The organism is Pseudomonas putida (assembly GCF_026625125.1).
Taxonomy (GTDB): Bacteria; Pseudomonadota; Gammaproteobacteria; order Pseudomonadales; family Pseudomonadaceae; genus Aquipseudomonas; species Aquipseudomonas putida_X.
The window spans coordinates 310,993-330,724 of the sequence record NZ_CP113097.1; the positions used below are offsets into that span (position 1 = coordinate 310,993).

General features: G+C 62.5%; 21 protein-coding genes. 14 read left to right on the top strand and 7 right to left on the bottom strand.

Annotation, left to right across the window (positions count from 1 at the left end; genetic code table 11):
• Positions 1 to 34 precede the first annotated feature (34 nt).
• Positions 35 to 598 carry a DUF6436 domain-containing protein gene (locus tag OSW16_RS01500; protein WP_267820226.1) on the bottom strand — a complete coding sequence of 188 codons (564 nt, stop codon included), beginning with the start codon at positions 596 to 598 and terminating at the stop codon, positions 35 to 37.
• Between the two features lie 145 nt (positions 599 to 743).
• Here OSW16_RS01500 and OSW16_RS01505 point away from each other — a divergent pair, with 145 nt between their 5' ends.
• On the top strand, positions 744 to 1,670 hold the full coding sequence (locus OSW16_RS01505) for an alpha/beta hydrolase (protein ID WP_267820228.1): 927 nt from the start codon (positions 744 to 746) through the stop codon (positions 1,668 to 1,670).
• Here the strand turns inward: OSW16_RS01505 and OSW16_RS01510 are convergent, their stop codons facing one another.
• A complete protein-coding gene (locus tag OSW16_RS01510; protein ID WP_267820230.1) occupies positions 1,671 to 2,423 on the bottom strand; it encodes a DUF2059 domain-containing protein in 753 nt (250 codons plus the stop codon).
• Between the two features lie 110 nt (positions 2,424 to 2,533).
• Between OSW16_RS01510 and OSW16_RS01515 the strand changes: the two genes are divergently transcribed.
• Both OSW16_RS01515 and OSW16_RS01520 read left to right on the top strand, forming a co-directional pair.
• Positions 2,534 to 3,169, top strand: coding sequence for a 2OG-Fe(II) oxygenase (locus tag OSW16_RS01515; RefSeq protein WP_267824155.1), 636 nt, complete (start codon positions 2,534 to 2,536; stop codon positions 3,167 to 3,169).
• Positions 3,156 to 3,659 (top strand): DUF523 domain-containing protein, encoded by a 504-nt coding sequence (locus OSW16_RS01520; protein ID WP_267820232.1) that lies wholly within the window; start codon positions 3,156 to 3,158, stop codon positions 3,657 to 3,659. Before OSW16_RS01515 ends, OSW16_RS01520 begins: the two co-directional genes overlap by 14 nt.
• 59 nt (positions 3,660 to 3,718) lie before the next feature.
• On the opposite strand, the gene OSW16_RS01525 is transcribed toward OSW16_RS01520, so the two are convergent.
• On the bottom strand, positions 3,719 to 4,207 hold the full coding sequence (locus tag OSW16_RS01525) for a substrate-binding periplasmic protein (RefSeq protein ID WP_267820234.1): 489 nt from the start codon (positions 4,205 to 4,207) through the stop codon (positions 3,719 to 3,721).
• A 197-nt stretch (positions 4,208 to 4,404) separates the two neighbouring features.
• Here OSW16_RS01525 and OSW16_RS01530 point away from each other — a divergent pair, with 197 nt between their 5' ends.
• The gene (locus tag OSW16_RS01530) at positions 4,405 to 4,881 is read left to right on the top strand and encodes a DUF4399 domain-containing protein (RefSeq protein WP_241805040.1); all 477 of its coding nucleotides are present in this window, start codon (positions 4,405 to 4,407) and stop codon (positions 4,879 to 4,881) included.
• 346 nt (positions 4,882 to 5,227) lie between these two features.
• On the opposite strand, the gene serA is transcribed toward OSW16_RS01530, so the two are convergent.
• The gene (gene serA / locus OSW16_RS01535) at positions 5,228 to 6,457 is read right to left on the bottom strand and encodes a phosphoglycerate dehydrogenase (RefSeq protein WP_039602651.1); all 1,230 of its coding nucleotides are present in this window, start codon (positions 6,455 to 6,457) and stop codon (positions 5,228 to 5,230) included.
• A gap of 171 nt (positions 6,458 to 6,628) precedes the next feature.
• Here serA and OSW16_RS01540 point away from each other — a divergent pair, with 171 nt between their 5' ends.
• From OSW16_RS01540 to OSW16_RS01555, 4 genes are all read left to right on the top strand, one after another.
• Complete coding sequence (locus OSW16_RS01540; RefSeq protein ID WP_267820237.1) at positions 6,629 to 8,026, top strand: FAD-binding oxidoreductase; 1,398 nt, start codon at positions 6,629 to 6,631, stop codon at positions 8,024 to 8,026.
• Between the two features lie 24 nt (positions 8,027 to 8,050).
• Complete coding sequence (locus OSW16_RS01545; RefSeq protein WP_267820239.1) at positions 8,051 to 8,716, top strand: fumarylacetoacetate hydrolase family protein; 666 nt, start codon at positions 8,051 to 8,053, stop codon at positions 8,714 to 8,716.
• 106 nt (positions 8,717 to 8,822) lie between these two features.
• On the top strand, positions 8,823 to 9,743 hold the full coding sequence (locus OSW16_RS01550) for an SdiA-regulated domain-containing protein (RefSeq protein WP_267820241.1): 921 nt from the start codon (positions 8,823 to 8,825) through the stop codon (positions 9,741 to 9,743).
• Positions 9,744 to 9,832: 89 nt separating this feature from the next.
• Positions 9,833 to 10,744, top strand: coding sequence for an SdiA-regulated domain-containing protein (locus tag OSW16_RS01555; RefSeq protein WP_267820243.1), 912 nt, complete (start codon positions 9,833 to 9,835; stop codon positions 10,742 to 10,744).
• 39 nt (positions 10,745 to 10,783) lie between these two features.
• Here OSW16_RS01555 and rpiA read toward each other — a convergent pair whose 3' ends face one another.
• Positions 10,784 to 11,458: a ribose-5-phosphate isomerase RpiA gene (rpiA, locus tag OSW16_RS01560; protein ID WP_241805045.1), complete on the bottom strand. Its 675-nt coding sequence runs from the start codon at positions 11,456 to 11,458 to the stop codon at positions 10,784 to 10,786.
• A gap of 134 nt (positions 11,459 to 11,592) precedes the next feature.
• Here rpiA and ilvA point away from each other — a divergent pair, with 134 nt between their 5' ends.
• A complete protein-coding gene (gene ilvA / locus OSW16_RS01565; protein WP_267820245.1) occupies positions 11,593 to 13,107 on the top strand; it encodes a threonine ammonia-lyase, biosynthetic in 1,515 nt (504 codons plus the stop codon).
• Between the two features lie 38 nt (positions 13,108 to 13,145).
• Entirely contained in the window at positions 13,146 to 13,571 is a 426-nt protein-coding gene (locus tag OSW16_RS01570; protein WP_267820248.1) for a DUF2269 domain-containing protein, read from the top strand.
• 32 nt (positions 13,572 to 13,603) lie between these two features.
• Here OSW16_RS01570 and OSW16_RS01575 read toward each other — a convergent pair whose 3' ends face one another.
• Positions 13,604 to 14,260 (bottom strand): HAD family hydrolase, encoded by a 657-nt coding sequence (locus OSW16_RS01575; protein WP_267820250.1) that lies wholly within the window; start codon positions 14,258 to 14,260, stop codon positions 13,604 to 13,606.
• A gap of 141 nt (positions 14,261 to 14,401) precedes the next feature.
• On the opposite strand from OSW16_RS01575, the gene OSW16_RS01580 reads away from it, so the two are divergent.
• Positions 14,402 to 14,881, top strand: a complete 480-nt coding sequence (locus OSW16_RS01580) for an RNA pyrophosphohydrolase (protein WP_012054016.1) — start codon at positions 14,402 to 14,404, stop codon at positions 14,879 to 14,881.
• A 22-nt stretch (positions 14,882 to 14,903) separates the two neighbouring features.
• A complete protein-coding gene (gene ptsP, locus OSW16_RS01585; RefSeq protein WP_241805049.1) occupies positions 14,904 to 17,183 on the top strand; it encodes a phosphoenolpyruvate--protein phosphotransferase in 2,280 nt (759 codons plus the stop codon).
• Between the two features lie 30 nt (positions 17,184 to 17,213).
• Here ptsP and OSW16_RS01590 read toward each other — a convergent pair whose 3' ends face one another.
• Positions 17,214 to 17,960 carry an NRDE family protein gene (locus OSW16_RS01590; RefSeq protein WP_267820253.1) on the bottom strand — a complete coding sequence of 249 codons (747 nt, stop codon included), beginning with the start codon at positions 17,958 to 17,960 and terminating at the stop codon, positions 17,214 to 17,216.
• A gap of 129 nt (positions 17,961 to 18,089) precedes the next feature.
• On the opposite strand from OSW16_RS01590, the gene OSW16_RS01595 reads away from it, so the two are divergent.
• Both OSW16_RS01595 and lgt read left to right on the top strand, forming a co-directional pair.
• Positions 18,090 to 18,872, top strand: coding sequence for a sulfite exporter TauE/SafE family protein (locus OSW16_RS01595; RefSeq protein ID WP_241805051.1), 783 nt, complete (start codon positions 18,090 to 18,092; stop codon positions 18,870 to 18,872).
• A 16-nt stretch (positions 18,873 to 18,888) separates the two neighbouring features.
• The gene (lgt, locus tag OSW16_RS01600; RefSeq protein ID WP_241805052.1) at positions 18,889 to 19,698 is read left to right on the top strand and encodes a prolipoprotein diacylglyceryl transferase; all 810 of its coding nucleotides are present in this window, start codon (positions 18,889 to 18,891) and stop codon (positions 19,696 to 19,698) included.
• The last annotated feature ends 34 nt before the right edge of the window (positions 19,699 to 19,732 follow it).

Genomic DNA, 19,732 nt, shown 5'->3' on the forward strand with positions numbered 1-19,732 from the left:
GTAACGCTGTAGATATCTATCGGACACCCGCTATCTACCAGGGGCAATAGCACCCTACGGCCAAGGTATCGGTGGCCTGCACGGGTCGTGATGCGAGCAACGCCTTGATGATCGGTTCGATGAAGCTGTTGCTGGCATTGCACACTGCGCCTTCGCTGTAAGGGCCGAAATAGGCGAGGTTGCCCTGGTGGTCCCAGATGGCCACGGCGGGGGAGGCGGGCAGGTGTTCGCTGCCTGGCACGTTGGCGATGGGCTGCAGGCTGTTCAGGTTGGCGGGCAACAGGCCGTGGCTGCCGGGCTTTTGCAGCACGTGGAAGGCCACGTCCTGGCTGGCGAACTGGCTGACCAGGTCGCCCAGGTGCTGCTGGTTGCTGACGTTGCACGGGCAGGCAGGGTCCCAGAAATGCACCACGCGGATCGGGCCGGGGCCGGCCAGCTCGGCGGGGAGCTGCAGCTGGCTGCCATTGAACAGCGTGACCTGGTTGCCGAACGGGCGCAGGTAGCGGGCCTGGAAGGTGGTGTAGGCCTGCCAGAGGATGACGGCGCCAACCAGCAAGGCAATTACCGCGCTCAGCGGTTTGATGATTCGGCTATTCATGACCAGTCGGTGGACCTTTGTGGGAGCGGGCCAGCATTCAGGCTTTGTGCAGGACAGGGGCTGCTCAAAGGTGAGCAAGCTTGCCACGACGCCGCCCAGAGCTGAAGATTCCAGATCAATACTTGCATCAATGTGGATGTGCTCGATGCCCGCTGCTTTTCACCCCGACCTCCTGCGCACCCACCTGGCGCCGCTGGCCGCTCGTCAGCCGTTGACGAACCAGGCGCAGGACTACCAGCGCTTCTACGGCCTGAACTTGCCGGCACACAGCTGGCTGGGCGGGTTCCAGGCGGCGGGCTTCGACCTGGTCGGGCAGGCCTGGTTGCCCGAACAGCCCATCGCCACGCTGTTCTTGCTGCACGGCTACTACGACCACATGGGTCTCTACCGGCATGTGATCGAGTGGGCACTCCAGCAGGGTTTCGCCGTGATCAGCTGCGATCTGCCCGGCCACGGCCTGTCCAGTGGTGAGCGGGCCAGCATCAGTGATTTCGCAGTGTACCAGCAGGTACTGGACGCCCTGTTCGAACAGGCGCGCCTGCTGCAGCTGCCGCACCCCTGGCACCTGTGCGGGCAGAGCACGGGCGGCGCCATCGCCGTCGATCACCTGTTGCATCAGGGGCTACAGAGCCCGGTTGATGGCCAGATCATTCTGCTTGCCCCGCTCGTGCGCCCACGCGCGTGGCTGTGGTCGAAACTCAGTTATCGAGTGTTGCGCCACTTCGTCAATGGCATTGAGCGGCGCTTCAGCGAGAACAGCAATGACCCGACGTTCCTGCCGTTCCTGGAGGCCGACCCGCTTCAGCCTCGGCGCCTGCCGACAGCCTGGGTCGGCGCGCTGATGGCCTGGGTCAAGCGGATCGAGGCTGCGCCCTGCAGTGCGCGGCGACCATTGATCGTGCAGGGGCAGGCTGACGGCACAGTGGACTGGCCCTACAACCTCGAAGTGCTCAAGGCCAAGTTCGCCGAGCCCCAGATACTGCTGCTGCCCGAAGCCCGTCACCACCTGGCCAACGAACTGCCGGCCATCCGCCAGCGCTATTTCGACTTCATCGACCAGCGCTTGGGCTGATCACTTGAGGTTCGCGCCGCTCTGGCCGACAGCCAGGCCGGCGCGCACAGCTGCCACGGCGGCTTGGTAGTACGCTTTGCCTTCGGGTGACTCGGCGAAGGTGGCGAACTCTTCCAGCTCGGCGTCGGACAGGTCGCGGTACACGTATAGCAACGTGTTGTTGAGGTCTTCGCCAATCTGGTTCATCAGCCGCTGGCGCTGGCCATCGAGCAGGCCTTGGGCCTGGCCACCGCCGAACAGGCCGGGGATCATCGAACTGAGGCTGTCCGCCGCTACGTCGGCGATCGCCAGGCTAACCTCGGCACCGGCTTCGCGGGCCGGGAGGGCCTGAGCCAGGTGCCCGATGATCAGCAGACGGTCATCGCTGGCCTGGATTTTCGGCAAGCCCTTGGCGTGCTTGGCCAGTTGGTCCTTGCGAGTGGCCAGCAGTTCGGCAGCTACGATCTTGCGCCCCAGCGGTGACTGGAAAAAGGCCAGCGCCGGCGCAGGGTCGGGCAGCGCGCTGCGCAATTGTGCCTGGGCACGGCGGTCCATGGCCTCAGCTTGGAAGCGCTGATTGCTGTTGCTGACCAGCGCCTGGTAAACCGCAGGCGGCAGGCTGTTGCGGTAGCGCTGCTGGGCGGCGCTCACGGCATCATTGAAATGGGCGCGCTGGTCGGGCCAGCCGGCGGCCTTGTAGAGCTGATCGAGGCTGTCTGCCCAGACAGGCACGGTGCAGATCATCAGCAAAATCAGGAAAAACAGACGGCGCATTCAGGACTCCTGTCGGCAGATGGCTATTGTCCTTGGCTCGGCGCCGGTTTGTCGAGATAGGGGCGTGTTTCTCGGCCAAGTGGCGCTGTGCGAGGGCATGGCTAATGGATATGATGCGCGCCATGCCTATCTCCCCTGAAAACCCGATGCTTGCAGCCGTCGTTGACGATCTGGCCACCCGTGGCTGGTCGCAGCAGGCCCTTTTCCTGCCTGCTGAGCTAGTCGGCGCGCTTGCGGCCGAGTGTCGTCGGCGTGATGCCGAAGGCCAGCTCAACCCCGCTGGGGTGGGGCGCGGTGTGGCCCAGGAGGTGCGCGAGGCGATCCGCGGGGACCAGATCCAGTGGATCGACCCGGGTCAGGCCCAGGCCTGCGATCAGTACCTTGAAGCGATGGACCAGTTGCGTCTGGCCATCAACCAGGGGCTGTTCCTGGGCCTTGAAGACTTCGAGTGTCACTTCGCCCTGTACCCGGCAGGTGCGTTCTACCGTCGCCACCTTGACCGTTTCCGCGACGACGACCGGCGCATGGTTTCGGCCGTGCTTTACCTCAATGAAAACTGGCAGCCGCAGGATGGTGGCCAGTTGCGCATGTTCCTGGCTGACGCTGTCGAGCATGATGTGCTGCCCGTGGCCGGTTGCCTGGTGGTGTTTCTATCGGGTGAAGTGCCTCACGAAGTCTTGCCTGCGGGGCGTGAGCGGCTTTCGTTGACGGGGTGGTTCCGGCGCCGTGGCAATGACCCGTTCTGACCCGCCCAAGGTGCTGGTCAGCGCCTGCCTGTTGGGGCAACCGGTGCGGTATGACGGGCGGGCCAGCGGCCATCCTGATCTGTTGCAGCGCTGGCAGGCTGAAGGGCGTGTGGTGCCGTTGTGCCCGGAGGTGGCGGGTGGCCTGCCCACACCGCGCCCGCCCGCGGAGATACCGGGCGGGCAGGGCGGCGAGGTGCTCGATGGCGCCACGCAGGTGCTGACGATCGATGGCGAGGACGTAAGCGCGGCCTTTCTTGCCGGTGCCCGGCAGGCGCTAAAGCTGGTGCGTCGGCATGGCATCCGGGTGGCGGTGCTCAAGGCGGGCAGCCCTTCGTGTGGCAACCGCTTGACCTACGATGGCACGTTCGCTGGGGTGAAAGTGCCAGGGCAGGGGGTGACCACCGCACTGCTGCGGCGGGAGGGGGTGCTGGTGTTCAGCGAGCTGGAGCTGGAAGAGGCCCAGCGAGCGCTGGCTGGGCTGTCAGCCTAGTTTGGTGCTGGCCCGTTCGCGAGGGTTACCCGCGAATGGCTGTGCAGGCAATAACTGACTTACTCTCCGGTAGCCGTCTGCTGCACACCCTTGAACCACTTCTGCTCAAGCTCCGCCGTTCGGCCGCTGTCCTTGAGGCGCTGCAGCGCATTGTTCACCGCGCTCTCGAACGCCGGGTTGTCTTTCTGGAACGGGATGACCAGTTTCCTCTCGCCAAAAGGCTGGCTCAGGTCGAACGGTGTGTCGGCCTTGGGGGCATTTTCCGCTGGGGTCAGGGTGATGTCGTATTTGCCCGTTTCAACACCGGGGAGTATCTCGGCCTCAGGTGTTTCAATGAACTCGACACGCAGGTCCAGTTGTTTGGCCAGCTCTTGGCCGAACTCGATCTCAAAGCCGGTCAGGTGCTCGTTTTCCTTGAAGGCATACGGCGAGTTGTCGGCCTGTACGGCAATGCGCAGTTCGCCCCGGTCGGCGATTTCGTCTATCAGCTCGGCTTGAGCCAATGGCGTGATCAGTACTGCCAGCAGTACACCCAGCGTCGAACGCATCTAATGCCCCTTTTCTTTGGCAAATGAATAACTTTCGCCACGACTTTCTTCCTCGTCGTGGTCGAGCGCAGCCTATGACCTTGAAGCCTTGGCGATGTTTAACCCTAACTGAAATTTTTCTCTTTGTGGGCTATGGTGGACTTCCGCCGCCGTTCGTTTGCAGGTGGCGGTCAATGAGTGAATCACAGGAGAAGTGAATGAACAGCCTATTTTCGCGTGCTGCCGTAGCCGGTCTGCTGATGGGGGCCTCGGTACTGGCCAGCGCTGCGGATGCGCTGAAGAGCCAGGAGCCGCCCAAGGATGCCAAGGTCTTCATCGTTTCCCCCGCTGATGGTGCGACGGTCGACAAGACCTTCACCGTCAAGTTTGGCATCGAAGGCATGGGGCTCAAACCTGCGGGTGACCAGACCCCGCACACGGGCCACCACCACCTGCTGGTGGATGTGGACAAGGAGCCTGCAGCCGATCAGCCACTGCCGACCAGCTTGATGCCTGAAGGCGGGGCAGCGCTGCCAGCCGGCCCACAGGTGCTGCACTTCGGCAAGGCCCAGACCGAGACCACCCTTACCCTGACGCCGGGCAAGCACACCCTGCAGTTGGTGCTGGGTGACCGGTATCACGTACCGTTCAAGCCAAGCGTTGAGTCGAAGAAGATCACGGTCGAAGTGAAGTAAGCCGACGCCGCAGGCATCGCTAAGGGGGCGGGCTTGTTGGCCAAACTATAAAGGTGGCCATCAAGTTCGAGGCCCCTCGGCTAAGCGGTTTGGGGCCGCTTTGCGGCCCATCGCCGGCAAGCCGGCTCCCACAGAATGGGCTACCCCAGGACTTTGGAGTGGTGTCCAGAAAGGGCTACCCCAGGACTTTGGATGGGTGTCCAGCTTGCTTGGGGTAGTTCAGAGACCGCGCAGTGCTTGAGGCCTGCGCGCAGCCTGTGGGAGCCGGCTTGCCGGCGATGGGCTGCGTAGCAGCCCTGATAATGCTGTCTGACTGGCAGTCGCTACCAGGGCTTGGTAATCAAGCTCAGAACAGTACGCGCGAGCGGATGGTGCCCTTGACGTGCTGCAGCTTCTCTTGCGCCAGGTCGGAGTACTCGGCGTCAACGTCGATGACCACGTAACCCACTTTCTCGTTGGTCTGCAGGAACTGACCGGAGATGTTGATACCGTTCTCGGCGAAGACTTTGTTGATCTCGCTGAGCACGCCCGGGATGTTTTCGTGGATGTGCAGCAGGCGGTGCTTGCCCGGGTGCGCCGGCAGGGCGACTTCCGGGAAGTTGACCGACGATACAGAGGTACCGTTGTCGCTGTACTTGACCAGTTTCTCGGCCACTTCCAGGCCGATGTTGGCTTGGGCCTCGGCGGTGGAGCCACCGATGTGCGGGGTCAGGATCACGTTGTCCAGGCCGCGCAGCGGGCTTTCGAACTCTTCATCGTTGGAGCGCGGCTCGACCGGGAATACGTCGATGGCGGCGCCGATCAGGTGCTTGTCTTTGATGGCCGCGGCCAGATGGTCCAGCTCTACCACGGTGCCACGGGCGGCGTTGATCAGGATCGAGCCCTTCTTCATCGCGCGGATTTCTTTTTCACCGATCATCCACTGGGTGGATGGCAGCTCAGGCACATGCAGCGAGACGATGTCGGCCAGGCCCAGCAGTTCGTGCAGGCTGGTGACCTGTACGGCGTTGCCCAGCGGCAGCTTGGTCAGCGGGTCGTAGAAGTAGACCTGCATGCCCAGGCTCTCGGCCAGTACCGACAGTTGGGTACCGATCGAGCCGTAGCCGACGATGCCCAGCTTCTTGCCGCGGATTTCGAACGAGTTGGCAGCGCTCTTGATCCAGCCGCCACGGTGGCAGGAGGCGTTTTTCTCGGGGATGCCGCGCAGCAGCAGGATGGCTTCGGCCAGCACCAGCTCGGCCACCGAGCGGGTGTTGGAGTATGGCGCGTTGAACACGGCAATACCGCGTTCGCGGGCAGCGTCCAGATCGACCTGGTTGGTGCCGATGCAGAAGCAACCGACGGCGACCAGTTTCTTGGCGCAGTCGAAGATCTCTTCGGTCAGCTGGGTACGCGAACGGATGCCGATGAAGTGGGCATCGGCGATCTTTTCCTTGAGTTCCGCTTCCGGCAGCGAGCCAGTGAGGTACTCGATGTTGGTGTACCCGGCGGCCTTGAGGGTATCCACCGCGTTCTGGTGCACACCTTCAAGGAGAAGGAACCTGATCTTGCTCTTGTCGAGAGAAGTCTTGCTCATCTGCGTAAACCTGTATCCCGGAGAAAAAATGGCGAGAAGTGATGCTAGGCGCGGCGTCGGCCTTAGCATGAACAGCGGGAGCGCTATGCTAGCATACGCGACACAATCTGAGCTTATCCCGACAGGTGAAGAGTACTCAGGGTGACTATGAATAAGTCGAGAGTTCCGGCGATGACGCAGCCCGCGGTAATTGATGAACTGATGACCTTGGTAGACCCTGGCAAGGTCCTGACCGATGCCGTTTCCCTGGAAACGTACGGCAAGGACTGGACCAAGCATTTCCCGCCCGCGCCGACTGCCATCGTGTTCCCCAAAAGCGTGGAACAGGTTCAGGCCATCGTTGGCTGGGCCAATCGCCATCAGGTTGCCCTGGTGCCTTCCGGCGGTCGGACCGGGCTCTCCGCCGGTGCCGTGGCAGCCAATGGTGAAGTGGTGGTCGCCTTCGACTACATGAACCAGATTCTCGATTTCAATGCCTTCGATCGCACGGTGGTCTGCCAGCCTGGGGTCATCACCCGCCAGCTGCAGGCATTCGCCGAAGAACAGGGGCTTTATTACCCGGTGGATTTCGCCTCGAGCGGCTCCAGCCAGATTGGCGGTAACATCGGCACAAACGCCGGTGGTATCAAGGTCATTCGCTATGGCATGACCCGTAACTGGGTCGCTGGCCTCAAAGTTGTCACGGGCAAGGGCGAACTGCTCGAGCTGAACAAGGACCTCATCAAGAACGCCACGGGCTATGACCTGCGCCAGTTGTTCATCGGCGCCGAAGGCACCCTGGGGTTCGTGGTCGAGGCGACCATGCGCCTGGACCGCGCCCCACGCAACCTCACCGCGATGGTGCTGGGCACGCCGGACTTCGATTCGATCATGCCGGTGTTGCATGCCTTCCAGGGCAAGCTTGACCTCACGGCATTCGAGTTCTTTTCCGACAAGGGCCTGGCCAAGATCATGGCCCGTGGCGACGTTCCTGCGCCGTTCGCCACCGACTGCCCGTTCTATGCCTTGCTGGAGTTCGAGGCCAGTACCGAGGACGTGGCCAACGAAGCGCTGGCCACTTTCGAGCACTGCGTCGAGCAAGGCTGGGTGCTGGACGGGGTGATGAGCCAGAGCGAAGCCCAGTTGCGAAACCTCTGGAAGCTGCGCGAATACTTGTCCGAAACCATCTCCCACTGGACGCCGTACAAGAACGACATTTCGGTCACGGTTTCCAAGGTGCCGGCCTTCCTGCGTGACATCGATGCCATCGTCAGCGAGCACTATCCCGACTATGAGGTGGTGTGGTACGGGCACATCGGTGACGGCAACCTGCACCTGAACATCCTCAAGCCCGAGACCATGAGCAAAGACGATTTCTTCGCTTCATGCGCCAAGGTCAACAAGTGGGTGTTCGACATCGTCCAGCGCTATAACGGCTCGATCTCCGCCGAGCACGGTGTGGGCATGACAAAGCGCGATTACCTTGGCTACAGCCGCTCACCGCAGGAAATCGCCTGCATGAAGGCGATAAAGGCCGTCTTCGACCCTAACGGCATCATGAATCCGGGTAAGATCTTCGCTCCTGAATAAAAGCAGTAATCAAAGGAGTCGGCCATGAGTTACCAGCACCAGTACGTAGACGGCACCCGTATCCACTTCCCGTTGGGCAAGGTGGTGTGCGTTGGCCGCAACTATGCCGAGCACGCCAAGGAATTGGGCAACCCCATTCCGAGCGAGCCGTTGCTGTTCATCAAGCCGGGCAGTTGCGTGGTGCCGCTGGAGGGTGGCTTCAAGATTCCTACCGACCGTGGGTCGGTGCACTACGAAGCCGAAATCGCGGTGTTGCTGGGCAAGCCGCTGTCGGCGCACCCGTCCGAAGAAGAAGTGCTGGATGCCATCTCAGGCTTTGCCCCAGCGCTGGACCTGACCCTGCGTGACGTGCAAGCCAAGCTCAAAGAGAAGGGCATGCCGTGGGAGACCGCCAAGAGTTTCGACGGTGCCTGTGTACTGCCGCCTTTCGTTGCTGCCGGCACCTTCGAAGACCTGGCCGACATTCCCGTTCGCCTGACCATCAATGGTGAGGTTCGCCAGGACGGCAACAGCGCGATGATGCTCAACCCGATCGTGCCGATCATCCAGCACATGGCCTCGCACTTTTCGCTGTTGCCGGGGGATGTGGTGCTGACCGGGACCCCGGCAGGCGTCGGGCCCTTCGAGGTGGGTGATGAACTGGTGCTGGAGTTGCCGGGCGTGAGCCGCTTCGAAAGCCGGGTGCTCTGAGCCGAGACTGCGCCGCCCGCGAAGCGGGCGACGCGATTTACCGTTTTTTTCACAACCCATCTGGATAATGCGCGAATCTCCGCCTATTCACCCAGGAACACTCTGTATGGCCCCGTCTTCCAGCGCTTCCGTATCCCCCAAGCGTCGCTTCTACCTGCGCTGGCCATTCGGCCTGGCCGTGGCTGCGGTGATTGGCTATGGCGTGGCCGTGGCAATGCACTGGGATGACCGGGGCCGGCTGTGGTTGCAGGAAGGCTTCGAGAGCAGCGCAGAGCGCGGCGAAAGCGTCTGGTTGCCGGACTACCAGGTCGATATCGATGCCAAGCCCCTGCCGGGCATGGACGACGATGAAGCGTCGGACGTGGCGTTCAATCCGCATACGCGTACGTTATTTGTGGTCATGGGCAAGAACCCGTTCCTGGTCGAGTTGAGCCTCGAGGGTGATGTGCTGAGGCAGATCCCATTGCAGGGCTGGAACAACCCTGAAGGGGTTGCCGTGCTGGAGGATGGCCGCTTGGCCATTACCGATGAGCGTCTGCACGACCTCACCGTGGTCAAGGTGGATGCGCAAACCAAGTCGCTGAACCATGCAGATTTTCAGAGCCACGACCTGGGCGAATCGGTGAAAAGCAACAAGGGCTTCGAAGCCGTGGCATGGGACCCGATGCGCCAGCGCCTGGTGATCGGCGAGGAGCGGCCGCCAAAGCTGTATACCTGGAGCACCGATGGGCGTAGCCCGCTGCAGGGTGACAAGCAGCCGCTGGCCAGCGACGAACTCGACCTGCGCAACCTCTCCGCCCTGGGCGTCGACCCGCGTACGGGCCACCTTCTGGTGCTGTCGTCGGACTCCAACATGCTGCTGGAGCTCGACGAGCAAGGTCAGCAGGTCAGCTTCATGACCTTGCTGGGCGGTTTCAACGGCCTCAAGGACACCATTCCGCGCGCTGAAGGGGTGGCGATGGATGACCAAGGCAACCTGTACATGGTCAGTGAGCCGGCGCTGTTCTATCGATTCAAGAAAAACTGACTGCAAAATCAGATATTTCGGATGCTGGCATTAAGCTTTACTTCAGTTGTTCGTGGTTAGATTCGTCGTCCTCAAACCGAGTCTGCCCTATGCGTCGTTATGTTCGTCTGCCCCTGATCCTGGCTGTCACTGGTCTGCTCGCTGTGCTCTTGCTGGGCGTGGCGCAGCAGCAGTTCCGTTTGCTCGAGCGTGGCTGGTTCAACGTCAAGTCCTGGTGGCAGCCCGCTGAACGAAGCATGGGCCTGGATCGCTATCAGGTGGTGATCGAGGCGCAGGCTATCGACGGGCTGGACGATGATGTTTCGGCGCTGACGTACGACCCCGACCGCAAGACGCTGTTCACCGTGACCAACAAGCGGTCCGAACTGATCGAATTGTCCCTCGACGGCCGTATCCTGCGGCGGGTGCCATTGACCGGTTTCGGCGACCCCGAGGCGGTGGAATACGTTGGGCCCAACAGTTACGTGATCACCGATGAGCGCCAGCAACGGCTGATTCGCGTGCGCCTGGAGGATGACACGCTGTTCCTGGATGCCAACGATGCCGAGCAATTGAGCCTAGGTATCGGCCTGAACGGTAACAAGGGCTTCGAGGGCCTGGCCTACGACTCGGCGGGCAAACGCCTGTTCGTGGCCAAGGAGCGGGACCCGATGGTGATCTATGAAATTCACGGGTTCCCCCATGAAAATCCGGAGCAGCCCTATGCAGTGCATGTAGCGCAGGACCGCAAGCGCGATGAGGGGCTGTTCGTGAGGGATCTGTCGAGCCTGCAATTCGACGAGCGCAGCGGGCATCTGCTGGCGTTGTCGGATGAATCACGGCTGGTGCTGGAGCTGGACGTGAAGGGCAAACCGTTGAGCACACTGTCGCTGCGCAAGGGTTACCAGGGGCTGAAGCAGACGGTGCCGCAGGCGGAAGGGATTGCCATGGATGAGGCGGGGATCATTTATCTGGTCAGTGAGCCGAACCTGTTCTACGTGTTCAAGCAGCCGGTCGATTGAGTGTGTTTTTGCCCCAACCGCCGGCTTGCCGCCGAGGCGTTACTCGGCAGTGAGGCGCTTGACGCCTTCAGCGGTGCCCAGCAGCAGCAGGTCGGCCGGCCGCGCGGCGAACAGGCCGTTGGTGACCACGCCGACGATCGCATTGATCTGCGCTTCCAGCTCCACCGGGTTGGTGATCTGCAGGTTGTGAACGTCCAGGATGACGTTGCCGTTATCGGTCACCACCCCCTCACGGTACACCGGATCGCCACCCAGCTTGACCAGTTGACGCGCCACGTGGCTGCGGGCCATCGGGATGACCTCGACCGGCAGCGGGAAGGCGCCCAGCACCGGCACCAGCTTGCTGCCATCGGCGATGCAAATGAAGGTCTTGGCCACGGCCGCGACGATTTTTTCGCGCGTCAGTGCCGCGCCACCCCCTTTGATCAGGTTCAGGTGTGCGTCGCTTTCGTCGGCGCCGTCGACGTAGAACTCCAGATCGCTGACGCTGTTGAGCTCATACACCGGGATGCCGTGGCCCTTCAGGCGCTGTGCCGTGGCCTCGGAGCTGGCGACCGCGCCGTCGAACGCCGTCTTGTGCTGGGCCAGGGCGTCAATGAAGAAATTGGCAGTCGAACCGGTGCCGACGCCGATGACGCTCTTTTCATCCAGCTTGGGCAGAATGAAGTCGACAGCGGCCTGGGCGACGGCCTGTTTGAGTTGGTCCTGGGTCATGCGGGCTCCGGAAAGGGGCAGGGCGGTAATGAAAGGAGGCTAGTATAACGGCTCGGACGGCTTTGCTGTGGTCGCCCGACGTGGCGCTGGGGTAGACTCGCAGCCCTTGTCCCGCGGCCAGTGATGCTTTCCCGATGCTTGAACAGTACGTCAAGAAGATCCTCACCTCGCGCGTCTACGACGTCGCTGTCGAAACCCCGCTGCACAGCGCCGGGCAACTGAGCAAGCGCCTGGGCAACCAGATCTGGCTCAAGCGTGAAGACCTGCAGCCGGTGTTCTCCTTCAAGATCCGTGGGGCGTACAACAAGCTGGCGCAACTGAGCCCGGAAGAACTGGCACGCGGCGTGGTTACCGCGTCGGCCGGCAACCATGCTCAGGGCCTGGCGTTGGCCGCGCGTGAGATGGGCATCAAGGCCACCATCGTGATGCCCAAGACCACGCCGGAGATCAAGGTCGAAGGCGTGCGTTCGCGGGGCGGCAAGGTCGTCTTGCATGGCGACTCGTTCCCAGAGGCGCTGGCCTACTCGCTGAAGCTGGTCGATGAGAAGGGCTTGGTCTATGTCCACCCTTACGACGACCCGCACACCATCGCCGGCCAAGGCACCGTGGCCATGGAGATCCTGCGCCAGCACCCGGGCCAGTTGGACGCGATCTTCGTGCCGGTGGGTGGTGGCGGCCTGATCGCCGGTATCGCGGCCTACGTGAAATACCTGCGCCCGGAAATCAAGGTCATCGGCGTCGAACCTGACGACTCCAACTGCCTGCAGGCCGCCATGGCCGCTGGCGAGCGCGTGGTCCTGCCGCAGGTCGGGCTGTTTGCCGATGGCGTGGCGGTGGCGCAGATTGGCCAGCATACCTTCGATATCTGCCGGCTGTACGTGGATGACGTGATTACCGTCAGCACTGACGAGATCTGTGCGGCGATCAAGGATATCTACGACGATACCCGCTCGATCACCGAGCCTGCTGGCGCGTTGGGCGTTGCCGGTATCAAGAAGTACGTGGAGCTCACCGGCGTCACCGGGCAGACCCTGGTCGCTATCGATTCCGGCGCCAACGTCAATTTCGACCGCTTGCGCCATGTCGCCGAGCGCGCCGAGCTGGGCGAGAAGCGCGAAGCGATCATCGCGGTGACCATCCCCGAGCGCCCCGGTAGCTTCAAGGCCTTCTGCGAGGCCATCGGCAAGCGCCAGATCACCGAATTCAACTACCGCAAGCATACCTCCGACGAGGCCCACATCTTCGTTGGTGTGCAGACCCACCCAGAGAACGACCCGCGCGCTGCGCTGGTGCAACAGCTGACCGACCAGGGTTTCCCGGTCACCGACCTGACCGACAACGAACTCGCCAAGCTACACATCCGCCACATGGTCGGCGGCCATTCGGCCGGTGCCAGTGACGAGATCGTGCTGCGCTTCGAATTCCCTGAGCGGCCGGGGGCATTGTTCAACTTCCTCAACAAGCTGGGCGGGCGCTGGAATATCTCGATGTTCCACTACCGTAACCACGGCGCGGCTGACGGCCGTGTCGTCGCTGGGCTACAGGTGCCGGAAGACGAGCGCCACCTGGTGCCGGCAGCGCTGGCCAAGATCGGTTACCCGTATTGGGATGAAACCGAAAACCCGGCCTACCGGCTATTCCTGGGTTGAGCGGCTAAGCTTGGCTAACCACCCAAGGACGTGACGACATGGAACACCTGACCACCCTCAAGGCCCTGCACATCGTCGCCACCGCGCTGCTGCTTCTGGGGGCGCTGGGCTTGGCGATCTGGACTGTACGCGCCAGGCGCCAGGGCGATGCCGATGCCTACGGCAAGTTGCTGCGCCGGCCGCTGGTGTTCGTCTGGGTGTTGATGGGCGTGTGCCTGTTGAGCATGCCATTCACCGGCTGGTGGCTGGTGCACCTGGTGGGCTGGCCGTTGGGGCAGACCTGGGTGCTGGCTTCCAGCGTCCTCTATACGGTAGGTGCGTTTTCCGCATGGTGGCTGCTGGTGCGCCTGAATCGGCTGCGCAAGGCTGAGGTGGTGGGGTTGCGGTTTACCCTGGCCCTGGCGGTGTTCAGCGGGGTCTGCTTATTGTCCATTGCCGGCCTGATGGGCGCCAAACCGGTCTGAGCCGATGGGGCTGCTCGGCAGCCCCAACCCTTTCAATCCCGCAGGGAAATCACCGGCCAGCCGCGTCGTTCTGCCTCGCCCTGCAGGTTAGGGTCCGGGTCCACCGCCACCGCGTGCGTTACCCGCTCCAGCAAAGGCAGGTCATTCATCGAGTCGCTGTAGAAATAGCTGTCTTCCAGGTCGAAGCCGTTCTCCAGCATCCAGCGCTCCAGCCGCGTCACCTTGCCTTCACGGAAACACGGTATATCGGTACTGCGCCCTGTGTAGCGGCCATCCTGCATTTCACATTCGGTCGCCAGCAGCACCCGCACGCCCAGGCGGCGGGCAATCGGTGCGGTGACGAAGCGGTTGGTGGCCGTGATGATCACCAGCTGGTCGCCGGCATCGCGGTGCTGCTGCAGCAAGGCCAGTGCCTTGGGCAGGATGATCGGCTCGATGCAGTCGCGCATGAAGTCGCGGTGCCATTGGTCAAGCTGCGCCGGCTCGGTCGCCGCAAGGATTTCCATGGAGAAGGCCAGGTAGGCCTGCAGGTCCAGGGTGCCGTTCAGGTAATCCTGGTAGAAGGCGTCGTTGCGGCGTTTATAGGCGATGGGGTCCAGAATGCCCCGTTCGCACAAATAATCACCCCAGGCGTGGTCACTGTCGCCACCAAGGAGGGTATTGTCCAGGTCGAATAAAGCCAGGCGCATTGCGGTTACTCGCGTCAGCCATAGGGAAGGCCCGCAGAATACGGAGTTTTCACCTCGCTGCACATAAGCGTGGCGGGCGCGTTGCTGCCCTCGCAAGCTTTGTGGAACAATGCGGTGACATGCGTTTGCGAGGTTGCTGCCGTGATCGACCCGGATGGTTTTCGCCCAAATGTCGGGATCATTCTCACGAATGATGCCGGGCAGGTGCTATGGGCTCGGCGGATCAACCAGGATGCCTGGCAATTCCCTCAGGGTGGTATCAACCCTGACGAGACGCCGGAAGATGCCCTGTACCGCGAGCTGAACGAAGAAGTTGGCCTTGAACGCGATGATGTGGAAATTCTTGCCTGCACCCGCGGCTGGTTGCGTTATCGTTTACCCCAGCGTCTGGTACGTACCCACAGCCAACCGCTGTGTATCGGCCAGAAGCAGAAATGGTTTTTACTGCGCCTGCTGAGCAATGAGCAACGGGTGCGGATGGACCTGACCGGCAAGCCCGAATTCGATGGCTGGCGCTGGGTCAGCTATTGGTACCCGCTGGGCCAGGTGGTGACCTTCAAGCGTGAAGTGTATCGCCGCGCCCTGAAAGAGCTAGCACCGCGTCTTTTGACGCGCGACTGACGACGGAGTTCGACCCCGAGCCATGCTCAATACGCTGCGCAAGATCGTCCAGGAAGTGAACTCCGCCAAAGATCTCAAGACGGCGTTGGGTATCATTGTCTTGCGCGTCAAGGAGGCCATGGGCAGCCAGGTCTGCTCGGTCTACCTGCTCGACCCGGAAACCAACCGCTTCGTGCTGATGGCCAGCGAAGGCCTCAACAAGCGTTCCATCGGCAAGGTCAGCATGGCCCCCAACGAAGGCCTGGTGGGTCTGGTCGGTACCCGGGAAGAGCCGCTGAACCTGGAAAACGCTGCCGATCACCCGCGTTACCGCTACTTCGCTGAAACGGGCGAGGAGCGTTTCGCGTCCTTCCTCGGTGCACCGATCATCCATCACCGTCGTGTGGTCGGCGTACTGGTCATTCAGCAGAAAGAACGCCGCCAGTTCGATGAGGGTGAAGAAGCGTTCCTGGTCACCATGAGTGCCCAGCTCGCCGGGGTCATCGCCCACGCCGAGGCCACCGGCTCGATTCGCGGCTTGGGCCGCCAGGGCAAGGGCATCCAGGAAGCGCGCTTCGTCGGCGTGCCAGGCTCGCCGGGTGCTGCCGTCGGGCGTGCCGTGGTCATGCTGCCGCCGGCCGACCTTGAGGTGGTGCCAGACAAGACGGTCGAAGACATCGACGCTGAACTCAAGCTGTTCAACAACGCCCTCGAAGGCGTGCGTGCCGATATGCGCAAGCTGTCGGCGAAGCTGGCCACCCAGCTGCGCCCTGAAGAACGCGCGCTGTTCGACGTGTACCTGATGATGCTGGAGGATGCAGCCCTTGGCGGTGAGGTGACGGACGTCATCAAGACCGGCCAGTGGGCCCAGGGCGCCCTGCGCCAGGTGGTAGGCGAGCACGTCAACCGCTTCGAACTGATGGACGACGACTACCTGCGCGAGCGCGCCTCGGACGTCAAAGACCTCGGCCGCCGTCTGCTGGCCTACCTCCAGCAAGCCCGTTCGCAATCGCTGGTGTATGCCGACAACACCATTCTGGTCAGCGAGGAGCTGACCCCGGCGATGCTGGGTGAGGTGCCCGAAGGCAAGCTGGTGGGCCTGGTCTCGGTGCTGGGCTCGGGCAACTCCCACGTCGCCATCCTGGCCCGTGCCATGGGTATCCCGACGGTGATGGGCCTGGTCGACCTGCCGTATTCCAAGGTCGACGGTATCGAGCTGATCGTCGATGGCTACAAGGGCGAGGTGTTCACCAACCCCAGCGATGTGCTGCGCAAGCAATACAGCGAGGTGGTCGAAGAAGAGCGTCAGCTGGCCCAGGGCCTGGATGCGCTGCGCGAACTGCCTTGCGTCACCCCGGACGGTCATCGCATGCCGCTGTGGGTCAACACCGGCCTGCTTGCCGACGTGGCCCGTGCCCAGCAGCGGGGCGCCGAAGGGGTGGGGCTGTACCGCACAGAAGTGCCGTTCATGATCAACCAGCGCTTCCCCAGCGAAAAAGAGCAGCTGGCCATCTATCGCGAACAGTTGGCGGCGTTTCACCCGCTGCCGGTGACCATGCGTACCCTCGACATCGGTGGGGACAAGGCGCTGTCGTACTTCCCGATCAAGGAAGAAAACCCATTCCTGGGCTGGCGCGGCATACGCGTGACGCTCGACCACCCGGAAATCTTCCTGGTCCAGACCCGCGCCATGCTCAAGGCCAGCGAAGGCCTGAACAACCTGCGCATTCTGCTGCCGATGATTTCCGGCATTCACGAACTCGAAGAAGCGCTGCACTTGATTCACCGCGCCTGGGGCGAGGTACGTGACGAAGGCACGGACGTGCCCATGCCACCTGTTGGCGTGATGGTCGAGATCCCGGCTGCGGTTTACCAGACCAAGGAGCTGGCGCGTCAGGTGGATTTCCTTTCCGTAGGCTCCAACGACCTGACCCAGTACCTGCTAGCGGTGGACCGCAACAACCCGCGGGTTGCCGACCTGTACGACTACTTGCACCCGGCAGTGCTGCAAGCCTTGAACACCGTGGTGCGTGATGCTCACGGCGAGGGCAAGCCCGTCAGTATCTGCGGCGAGATGGCCGGTGATCCGGCAGCAGCGGTGCTGTTGATGGCCATGGGCTTCGACAGCTTGTCGATGAACGCTACCAACCTGCCCAAGGTCAAGTGGATGCTGCGTCAGATCAACATGAGCAAGGCCAAGGAGCTGCTGGCCGATGCCCTGAGCCATGACAATCCGCAGGTTATCCACAGTTCGTTGCAATTGGCCCTGAAAAACCTGGGGCTGGCGCGGATGATCGGGCCAGAGGCCAACAAGACCCTCTGAATTTCAGGGCCGCTGTGCGGCCCCAGGGTTTCAGACCGAAAGCTCAACCTCCCCCAAGTGCCCACCAAACGGGCCGAAGCTGCGTTCTATCAGCCGTCTATTGCCCTGATCATCCACGATCAGCACCGTACTGGCGCGTGTCCCATAGTTCTGGCTGGCAATGAACACACTCGACAGCAGCTTCTCGGTCGCCACGCCCACGCCAGTTTCCGGCAGCTCTGCTTCAGGCGCCGTCTCACCATCGGCCAGCAACGCCATCAAACCCTGCGGGTCCGCTGAATCCAGTACCCGTGCCAGCCCCTCGCGCGCCTTGATCAGCTTTGGCCATGGCGTGTCCAGCCCGGCATTGGAAAGCCCATAGACCCCAGCCGCCAGCAAGCGCGGCGCCGCGTCTCGGGCGTGCAGAAACCCCAGGCGCGCACCATCGCCCACCAGCAGGTTGAACCCCGAGTACTGTTGGCTGCGGCTGGCGACCTGGTCCAGGTATGCCTCGACCCCAAGCTCACCTTGCAGGTAGGCCGCCACCAGCTCGCCGCGCGAGCAGGGGCCCAATGGCTGCCCGGGGTCGCGAATATTGGTCAGCGCAGCGAACCGCCCCTGCGGCCCCACGCCCAGCCAGGTACCACCGGCCTCCAGGTCACGCCCGGCATATACGCCGGGCGCATCTTCCCAGGGCGCCAGCGCCTGAGTGGGGCGGGCATAGAACTCGTCGCGGTTGGCCGCCACGATCAGCGGCAAGGCATGCCCTGGCCGCCAGGCGAATACGATCAGGCACATAGGTTGGGCCTCTGTGTTTTTTGCCACTGTACCCACAGCGGCGGCGCCGATCCATCCTGTCACAGAGTTCACTAGAGCCCCGAGCCCGGCTTCCGTTACCATGCCGGATTGTTTTGTCGGGGACGACGAATGGAGTTCGCACTCTATCTGCTTCTGGGCGCCTGTGCCGGTGTGCTGGCCGGGCTGTTCGGCGTGGGCGGTGGCATCATCATCGTGCCGGTGCTCGTGTTCAGCTTCACCTTGCAGGGTTTCGACGCTTCGGTGCTCACTCACCTGGCAGTCGGTACCTCCCTGGCCACCATCGTCTTCACCTCGGTCAACGCCGTGCTCGAGCACCATCGCCGGGGTGCGGTGCAGTGGCCGGTCTTCGCCTGGATGACCGTGGGTATCTTGCTGGGCGCCGGAGTGGGCGCCAAGACGGCTTCGCTTATCCAGGGCCCGCTGTTGCAGAAGATCATCGGCGTGTTCGCCCTGATCATTGCCGCGCAGATGGCACTGGAGCTCAAGCCCAAGGCCAGCCGCGGCATTCCCGGCAAGCCCGCACTCATCGGCGCCGGTGGCGTGATCGGTTGGGCCTCGGCAATCTTCGGGATCGGCGGTGGTTCGTTGACCGTGCCATTCCTGACCTGGCGCAGCCTGCCGATGCAGCAGGCGGTCGCCACGTCTTCGGCCTGCGGCCTGCCGATTGCCGTGGCCAGCGCCCTGAGTTTCATGTGGCTGGGTTGGCACGATGAGCATCTGCCCGCCCATAGCGTGGGCTTCGTGTACCTGCCAGCGCTGGTCGGCATTGCCGTGACCAGCATGTTTTTCGCCCGCTTCGGCGCGCGGCTGGCGCACAAGTTGTCGCCCCGTCTGCTCAAGCGTTTGTTCGCCGCGCTGCTGTTTTGCGTAGGTCTGAGCTTTTTGATTTGAAACCAGAGGAATATCCATGCTGCCTTACCCGCAGATAGACCCCGTGGCCGTTGCGCTCGGGCCGCTGAAAATCCATTGGTACGGCCTGATGTACCTGATCGGCATTGGTGGCGCCTGGCTGCTCGCCTCGCGCCGGCTCAACCGTTTCGACCCCACCTGGTCGCGTGAAAAGCTCTCGGACCTGGTGTTCTGGTTGTCGATGGGGGTCATCGTCGGCGGGCGCTTGGGTTATGTGCTGTTCTACGACCTGCACGCCTACCTGGCCAACCCGACGTTGATCTTCGAGGTATGGAAGGGTGGCATGTCGTTCCACGGCGGCTTCATCGGTGTGATGCTGGCCGCCTTGTGGTTCGGCAAGCGCAACAACAAGTCGTTCTTCGAGCTGATGGACTTCGTCGCACCGCTGGTGCCGATTGGCCTGGGCGCAGGGCGTATCGGCAACTTCATCAACGCCGAACTGTGGGGCAAACCGACCGATGTGCCGTGGGCGATGATCTTCCCGCCGTTCAGCGACCCGGCCCAGCTGCCGCGCCACCCATCGCAGCTGTACCAGTTCGCCCTGGAAGGCGTGGCGTTGTTCGCCATCCTCTGGCTGTTCTCACGCAAGCCACGCCCAACCATGGCGGTGTCTGGGATGTTCGCGCTGTTCTACGGCATCTTCCGCTTCGTCGTCGAATTCGTCCGCGTGCCGGATGCCCAGCTGGGCTACATTGCCTGGGGCTGGCTGACCATGGGTCAGATACTCTGCATCCCGATGATTCTGGCCGGCCTCGGATTGATCTGGTGGGCTTATAATCGCAAACCCACGGCGAAACCCGCCATCTGATTCCCAACGGCAGGGGCGATCCCCCTGCCGTTAT

What these genes read in the sequence shown, in the direction of transcription:
- OSW16_RS01590 (WP_267820253.1), bottom strand. Translation starts at nt 17,960, where the DNA reads ATGTGCCTGATCGTATTCGCCTGGCGGCCAGGGCATGCCTTGCCGCTG.
- ilvA (WP_267820245.1), top strand. Translation starts at nt 11,593, where the DNA reads ATGCTTGAACAGTACGTCAAGAAGATCCTCACCTCGCGCGTCTACGAC.
- OSW16_RS01525 (WP_267820234.1), bottom strand. Translation starts at nt 4,207, where the DNA reads ATGCGTTCGACGCTGGGTGTACTGCTGGCAGTACTGATCACGCCATTG.
- OSW16_RS01550 (WP_267820241.1), top strand. Translation starts at nt 8,823, where the DNA reads ATGGCCCCGTCTTCCAGCGCTTCCGTATCCCCCAAGCGTCGCTTCTAC.
- lgt (WP_241805052.1), top strand. Translation starts at nt 18,889, where the DNA reads ATGCTGCCTTACCCGCAGATAGACCCCGTGGCCGTTGCGCTCGGGCCG.
- OSW16_RS01520 (WP_267820232.1), top strand. Translation starts at nt 3,156, where the DNA reads ATGACCCGTTCTGACCCGCCCAAGGTGCTGGTCAGCGCCTGCCTGTTG.
- OSW16_RS01570 (WP_267820248.1), top strand. Translation starts at nt 13,146, where the DNA reads ATGGAACACCTGACCACCCTCAAGGCCCTGCACATCGTCGCCACCGCG.
- OSW16_RS01530 (WP_241805040.1), top strand. Translation starts at nt 4,405, where the DNA reads ATGAACAGCCTATTTTCGCGTGCTGCCGTAGCCGGTCTGCTGATGGGG.
- OSW16_RS01555 (WP_267820243.1), top strand. Translation starts at nt 9,833, where the DNA reads ATGCGTCGTTATGTTCGTCTGCCCCTGATCCTGGCTGTCACTGGTCTG.
- OSW16_RS01505 (WP_267820228.1), top strand. Translation starts at nt 744, where the DNA reads ATGCCCGCTGCTTTTCACCCCGACCTCCTGCGCACCCACCTGGCGCCG.
- serA (WP_039602651.1), bottom strand. Translation starts at nt 6,457, where the DNA reads ATGAGCAAGACTTCTCTCGACAAGAGCAAGATCAGGTTCCTTCTCCTT.
- OSW16_RS01515 (WP_267824155.1), top strand. Translation starts at nt 2,534, where the DNA reads ATGATGCGCGCCATGCCTATCTCCCCTGAAAACCCGATGCTTGCAGCC.
- ptsP (WP_241805049.1), top strand. Translation starts at nt 14,904, where the DNA reads ATGCTCAATACGCTGCGCAAGATCGTCCAGGAAGTGAACTCCGCCAAA.
- OSW16_RS01540 (WP_267820237.1), top strand. Translation starts at nt 6,629, where the DNA reads ATGACGCAGCCCGCGGTAATTGATGAACTGATGACCTTGGTAGACCCT.
- OSW16_RS01595 (WP_241805051.1), top strand. Translation starts at nt 18,090, where the DNA reads ATGGAGTTCGCACTCTATCTGCTTCTGGGCGCCTGTGCCGGTGTGCTG.
- OSW16_RS01510 (WP_267820230.1), bottom strand. Translation starts at nt 2,423, where the DNA reads ATGCGCCGTCTGTTTTTCCTGATTTTGCTGATGATCTGCACCGTGCCT.
- OSW16_RS01545 (WP_267820239.1), top strand. Translation starts at nt 8,051, where the DNA reads ATGAGTTACCAGCACCAGTACGTAGACGGCACCCGTATCCACTTCCCG.
- OSW16_RS01575 (WP_267820250.1), bottom strand. Translation starts at nt 14,260, where the DNA reads ATGCGCCTGGCTTTATTCGACCTGGACAATACCCTCCTTGGTGGCGAC.
- rpiA (WP_241805045.1), bottom strand. Translation starts at nt 11,458, where the DNA reads ATGACCCAGGACCAACTCAAACAGGCCGTCGCCCAGGCCGCTGTCGAC.
- OSW16_RS01500 (WP_267820226.1), bottom strand. Translation starts at nt 598, where the DNA reads ATGAATAGCCGAATCATCAAACCGCTGAGCGCGGTAATTGCCTTGCTG.